This is a genomic window from Tateyamaria sp., from assembly GCF_059783535.1.
The window spans coordinates 1-6,181 of record NZ_JBYNDP010000172.1 but is presented as its reverse complement, the minus strand read 5'-3'; the positions used below and the strand labels follow the sequence as shown (position 1 = coordinate 6,181).

Sequence of the window (6,181 nt, the reverse complement as noted above, 5' to 3'; positions counted from 1 at the left end):
GCGCGGGCACGCTCGTTCCAGTTGGTGCCGGGATCGTCCTGCTCTTCGTTCATCGACGTCAGCTCTTGGGCCCATGCCGATTTTGTCTGAGCGATCTTGTCCTTGCGTGCGTCGCGACCAGCGTCGCCCGCATCGTCCGCCAGTTGCGACAGAATGCCGTTGGCCACTTTGGCAGCGTCGCCAACGATACCCACGGTGACCTTCTTGGTCAGGCCGATGCGGTCAGGGTTGATGTCGACCTGGATGATCTTCGCATCCGTGGGCCAGTAGTCGATGCCGTAACCGGGCAGCGTCGAGAACGGGTTGAGGCGCGTGCCGAGGCACAGAACAACGTCCGCTTCCGAGATCAGCTGCATGCCAGCTTTGGACCCGTTGTAACCCAGCGGGCCAGCAAACAGCGGGTGGTTGCCGGGGAAGGCGTCGTTGTGTTGGTAGCCCACGCAAACAGGCGCAGTCAGACGCTCGGCCAGTTCTTGCGACGCGGCCAGGCCACCTTTGGACAGAACAACACCGGCACCGTTCAGGATGACAGGGTTCTTGGCTTCGGACAGGATTGCTGCTGCTTCGGCAACCGAGTTCTGGCCGCCGGGGGACGCTTCGAATTCGATCGGGTCAGGGATTTCGATGTCGATGACCTGGGTCCAGAAGTCACGCGGGATGTTCAGCTGGGCCGGACCGGACAGGCGCTTGGCTTGGCTGATGACACGGGTCAGAACCTCGGCCACGCGGGATGGGTCACGTACTTCTTCCTGATAGGCGACCATGTCTTCGAACAGTTTCATCTGTTCAACTTCCTGGAAGCCACCCTGACCGATTGTCTTGTTTGCCGCCTGTGGCGTCACCAGCAGCAGCGGCGTGTGGTTCCAATACGCGGTTTTAACAGCCGTCACGAAGTTGGTGATGCCGGGGCCGTTTTGGGCAATCATCATCGACATCTTGCCGGTGGCGCGTGTGAAACCGTCGGACATCATGCCGGCGGACCCTTCGTGGGCGCAGTCCCAGAATTTGATGCCCGCATCAGGGAAGATGTCGGAAATGGGCATCATGGCCGAGCCGATAATGCCAAAGGCGTGCTCAATCCCGTGGCGCTGCAGGCACTTCACGAATGCTTCTTCGGTGGTCATCTTCATGGGGCAGTCTCCAATAGAGGCGGGGGCGTCGAATCGCCCCGGAAATGTTCCAACAGACGTTACTGTTGTGGTGGATGCGGGGTTAGGGCCAGTTGTGATCTCCGAATAAGTCCAGGCTAGTTTGGCAGTGTTTGTGCGATCAGTCCAATTCCATCCTTGATCCGATCGACGTGAATTGAGGAATATCCAAGGCGGTAGAAGCCTTTGGGTTGATCATCACCGGAAAAGAAAGCGTGACCCGGTTCGATCAGTACGCCGGTCTCCTGAAGGCGTTGCGCCAGTTCGCGTGTGTCCACGCCGTTCGGCGCGCGCATCCAGTAGGAGGAGCCGCCAAAGGCGCCCTGACCTGCGATGTCCAGTCCGTGCGTTTCGATAGCGGCCTGCATCGCATCCCGGCGTACGTGCAACGCCGCCCCCATCTTGCGGATTTGTGCATCGTAATGACCCATCGACAGGAAGTAGGCTGCGGTGCGTTGAATGTGGCCTGGTGGGTGGCGCAAAACGGATGTACGCAGGGCCCGTGCTTCGCGCACAAAGGGTTCTGACCCAACGAGATAGCCCAGGCGCAGCCCCGGGAACAACGACTTGGAAAAGCTGCCAACATAGATCACGCGCCCGTCCGTATCCATGGATTTGAGGGCCGGTGAGGGCGGGTTGAGAAAAGACATCTCAAACTCGTAGTCGTCCTCGACAATCAGGGCATCCAGTTCCCGTGCGCGGTCCAGCAATGCTTGCCGCCGTGCGACGGGCATTGTGGATGTCGTTGGGCATTGGTGGCTGGGCGTGGAAAAGATCACATCCGTATCCGGGGGGATGCCATCCGGGGGTAGCCCATCCCGGTCCACGCGCACTGGCGCGAGATGGCAGCGGGATTGGTTCAGGATCTCGCGCAGCGCGGGGTAGCAAGGGTCTTCGAATGCGGCGGTTCGGCGTTGCGTGAGCAGGATCTGCGCGGCAAGCCACAGCGCGTTCTGTGCGCCAAGCGTGATAAGAATTTGGTCTGCATTGGCCGAGATGCCGCGGCGAGGCAGCGTGTTGCGCTGGATGAACTCAATAAGCTGCGGATCGTCCTGATCAAAGTAGTCGGATGTAAGGGCTGCAAAATCCCTCTGACCCAGCGCCTGCAGCGCGCATTGACGCCAGTTTGCATGGTCAAAGAGTTGTGGATCCGTCTGGCCATAGATGAAGGGGTATTTGAAACGCGCCCAATCCTGCGGTTTGCTGAGCGTGTGCCCGCCCGAGAAGCGCTGTCCGATGGCGCGTGTCCAGTCCACCGCATCGCCCGACGCCGGTTGTGGCTGATAGCTTGGCGGGACGGGTGCATTTGCTGACACGTAGTACCCAGAACGCCCCCGTGCGGTCAGGTAATCCGAGGCGACGAGTTCCGTGTAGGCCAGCGTCACCGTGATGCGACTGATGCCCAGATGTGCGGCCAGTTTGCGGGTAGAGGGCAGTTTTTCACCCGATCCGAAGCGCCCAGACAGGATGCCGTGTGCGATCATCTGCTGCACCTGGCTTTGCAACGTGCCCTGATGCCCGGGTTGCAAGAAGAATGTTTCGACTGGGAGTGCCATACCTTCAGGGTATTCTGGACTTAGTCAGAAATCAATCTGGTATTAAAGTGCAGCGAAAAGAAATGTGGCCGAGCTAAGCTTAGCTGCAAAGACTGCAATTATTGAGATGATTTGTATCATTACTGATGTATGATTGCAAGGTGCTCAGTGCGCTTGGCGGATGTTATCATTCCAACAAACGGTAAGGTCTTGGAAAAACAGCTGAGGTTTCTGTTTTCCGCTTCCATAGCTGGCATGTGCTCTTACACCTGCGTGCTGTCCAACAAGGATGCCAAGGCATCTGTTCGCGAGGCCAGTGTGCCTTGTCGCAAGGTTGCCAATACGAGAACCCGGCGCAGAGGCTTGGGCAACGGTATCTTTTGCACCGTTTCAGTTCGATAGCGGTCTACATCCGGTTCAGGAAGCAATGTGAAGCCCAGTCCGTTGGTGACGCATTCCATGATGGCTTCGAGATTGTCCAGAACAACCGTATTGGCGGCCGTCTGGCGATCATGCCGCGCCATTTCGTTGGCGATGAGCTTTCCGATGCCGGTATCTGGCATGAAATGGAAGAACGGGTGTTTGCCAAAGAGCCCCCGCATACCATCAGCCATCAATGTCGAATGCGCAGCAAAGACGAACGGCTCTTCGCGAATGACAGTTGCCGACAATGCGTCGGGCAGGCCATCTGCATCCGTCACGACGGCCGCGTCGATCTGGCCGGCAAGAACCTTGTCCTGCAGGGTTCTTGAGAGGCCTGTCTCGAATTCGAATGTCGCGCCCGGCGCGTTCTTTCGTGCATTTTCCAAGAAACCCGGCAGCAACCGCACCGCGGCTGTTGTGATGAAGCCCAGCCTGAACCGCCCAACCAAGGAGTCGCTCGGACGGCAGAGTTCAATGAGGCCGTCTTCTTTCTGTAGCAGCGCGGCGGCCTCTTGAACGACAGACCGACCAATCGGTGTCAGGCGCGGGGGGCGCACGGAGCGGTCGAACAGTTCGACCACCAACTCGCTTTCCAACGCTTTCATCTGCATGGAGAGCGCAGGGAGCGTCATGTTCAAGTGGTCCGCTGCCTTGGCGAATGACCCGACTGTCGAAATTTTGACCAGGCTTCTCAGCGCGCGTGTTTGCATAAGTTCAGGTTTCCTGAATATGGTATTCAATCTTATTCGATTGCTCTGAATTTTGGCAAGCGTACCCTAGTGCCAAAACCGAGGGACCCATTCATGACACATCCTCTTGTTGACGTCGCAAGAGAACTCGCACCGGGTTTTGAAAGGCGTGCGGCCCATTGGGACACGACCCGTAGCTACTGCTGGCAGAATGTGAAAGAGCTTGCGGATGCAGGGATCATGGGCATGTCAATCCCGCAGGAGTTCGGTGGGTGCGGCGCGGATTTCCTTGGTGTGGCAATGGTTGTCGAAGAGATTGCCAAGGCCTGTACTCTGACAGCCCGCATCGTCGTCGAGGCGAACATGGGCGGGATCAGTGCCGTCATGGCATATGGCACGGAGGCTCAGAAAGCCTTTTGCGCGCCGCATGTGCTGGCCGGGGACAAGCCCGCGATCTGCATCACTGAGCCGGAGGCCGGCAGTGCAGCCACCGAAATGCGCACAACCGCGCGTAAGCGTGTTTCGTCATATGTGCTGAACGGGACCAAGCATTGGATCACCGGGGGCGGTGTTTCGAAGCTTCATCTGGTTTTTGCGCGCGTGTTGGATGAGTCAGGGAGCGACCTTGGTATCGGCGGCTTCATTGTATTTGCTGATCAGTCGGCAGGGGATGTGCCCGAAGGTTTTCACGTCGTGGGGCGCGAGCGTACGATGGGATTGTGCGGGATGCCGGAGGCAGAGCTCCGTTTTGAGGATGTTGAGGTCGATGAGAAGTGGCTTCTTGTCCCGCCGTCCGGCTTGCGACGCGGGTTTGCCGATCTGATGAACGCCTACAACTCGCAACGTGTGGGCGCTGGCACGATTGCGATGGGGGTCGCGGCCGGAGCGCTGGGCCATGCGCAACGTTACCTGCTGGAGCGAGAACAGTTTGGCCGCCCGTTGGCGGAATTCCAAGGACTGCAGTGGATGCTTGCGGACATGGACACGCAGGTCCATGCCGCGCGTTTGATGTTGCATGATGCGGCCCGGTCGCGCGGACCCGATGGCAGTCTCTTTCCGGATATGACAGCGGCAGCACGGGCCAAGCTCTTTGCATCAGAGATGGCAATCAAAGTTGTCAGTGATGCGCTTCAGATGTTCGGCGCGCGCGGCTACAGCGAGCGCGAGCCGCTGGAGCGGATGTACCGTGACGTGCGCATGTTCACCATTGGTGGGGGGACGGCGCAAATTCTGCGCACCCAGATCGCCGGGAACGTCCTCGGTATCAAAACCCCTCAGACGCGCGGTGGATATGTTCAATCCCCGAGCGTTCCGCGGTTTGTTGCGGAGTAGGTGCGCTCCTCGCGCACTCAGGCCGTTTTCCGGCTGATCTGCAATCCGCGGAATAGCAATGCGCCACCGATGGCTATGCCGATGAGGTCGGTTTGCCAGGACCCTGAGATCATGCACAGCGCGCCAGCAAGGAGGATCAGGCGGATCACTGGTCCGGCTGGTCCAATGAACCAGCCCTGCACGGATCCCGCCAGCATGTAGACCCCAACCAGTGCCGTCACCATGTTGCGCAGGATGATGTACCACGGCGCCTCCATCAGCAGGCCAGGGCTGTAGAAGAACATGAAGGGCACAATAAAGGCGGCGAGGCCGACCTTGAAGCTGGTGACGGACGTGCGCATCGGCTCGGATCCGGCAATGGCCGCACCTGCATAGGCTGCCAGTGCAACGGGCGGTGTGATGGCAGAGACCACGGCGAAGTAAAACACGAAGAAATGCGCGACCAGCGGTTTGATCCCGATCTCGATCAGCCCCGGGGCGACGACAGAGGCGGCAACGGCGTAGGCGGCCGTCGTCGGCATGCCCATACCAAGGATGATGGCGATCATCATCGCAAAGATCAGAGCGAGCAGCGTGCTTTGCTGGGCCAGATCGAACAGCAGGTTGGAAAAGCGCGCACCTACGCCGGTCAGGGAGATAACCCCAACGATCAGACCGGCACAGGCACAGACGGTGATGATCTGAATGCACATGCGCCCACCCAGACCAAGCGCTTCGTAAATCTGGCGCGGGCCCATTCGGTAGGGTGTCAGCCAGCTGACCACCGCCGCACTGGCTATGGCCAGCGTGCCGGCGCGGATGACCGAATATCCTGCGAACAAGGCACCGATCAGGATGACGATGGGCAGGAACAGGTACACTTGCCGCATCAGTTCTTTCAGTTTCGGCAATTCGTCGGCGCGCATGCCGCGCATACCTGTCCGGCTCGCCTCGAAGTCGACCATGAGGTAGATCGAGGCGAAATAGAGGATGGCGGGGATCAGGGCCGCGACGACCAGTTCCGTGTACGGAATGCCGGTGATCTCGGCCATGATGAAGGCGCCGGCGCCCATGA

The 6,181-nt window shown here is 59.1% G+C and carries 5 protein-coding genes; 1 reads left to right on the top strand and 4 read right to left on the bottom strand.

Translation table 11 applies throughout. The features are described 5' to 3' along the window. From AC6RA8_RS20285 to AC6RA8_RS20275, 3 genes are all read right to left on the bottom strand, one after another. Window positions 1-1,130, bottom strand: a 1,130-nt coding sequence (locus AC6RA8_RS20285; protein WP_500355325.1) for a sulfoacetaldehyde acetyltransferase, incomplete at its 3' end; no start/stop codon positions are given. Between the two features lie 116 nt (window positions 1,131-1,246). Continuing rightward, window positions 1,247-2,704: a MocR-like pyridoxine biosynthesis transcription factor PdxR gene (gene pdxR, locus AC6RA8_RS20280; RefSeq protein WP_500355323.1), complete on the bottom strand. Its 1,458-nt coding sequence runs from the start codon at window positions 2,702-2,704 to the stop codon at window positions 1,247-1,249. Window positions 2,705-2,946: 242 nt separating this feature from the next. Then, window positions 2,947-3,816: a LysR family transcriptional regulator gene (locus AC6RA8_RS20275; protein WP_500355320.1), complete on the bottom strand. Its 870-nt coding sequence runs from the start codon at window positions 3,814-3,816 to the stop codon at window positions 2,947-2,949. A gap of 93 nt (window positions 3,817-3,909) precedes the next feature. On the opposite strand from AC6RA8_RS20275, the gene acdA reads away from it, so the two are divergent. Then, a complete protein-coding gene (gene acdA, locus AC6RA8_RS20270; RefSeq protein ID WP_500355316.1) occupies window positions 3,910-5,127 on the top strand; it encodes a 3-sulfinopropanoyl-CoA desulfinase in 1,218 nt (405 codons plus the stop codon). A gap of 17 nt (window positions 5,128-5,144) precedes the next feature. Here acdA and AC6RA8_RS20265 read toward each other — a convergent pair. Continuing rightward, on the bottom strand, window positions 5,145-6,181 hold a 1,037-nt coding region (locus tag AC6RA8_RS20265), incomplete at its 5' end, for a TRAP transporter permease (protein ID WP_500355314.1).

Bases quoted from the DNA above. Each gene is read 5' to 3' on its own strand.
- pdxR (WP_500355323.1), bottom strand. From the start codon at position 2,704: ATGGCACTCCCAGTCGAAACATTCTTCTTGCAACCCGGGCATCAGGGC.
- AC6RA8_RS20275 (WP_500355320.1), bottom strand. From the start codon at position 3,816: ATGCAAACACGCGCGCTGAGAAGCCTGGTCAAAATTTCGACAGTCGGG.
- acdA (WP_500355316.1), top strand. From the start codon at position 3,910: ATGACACATCCTCTTGTTGACGTCGCAAGAGAACTCGCACCGGGTTTT.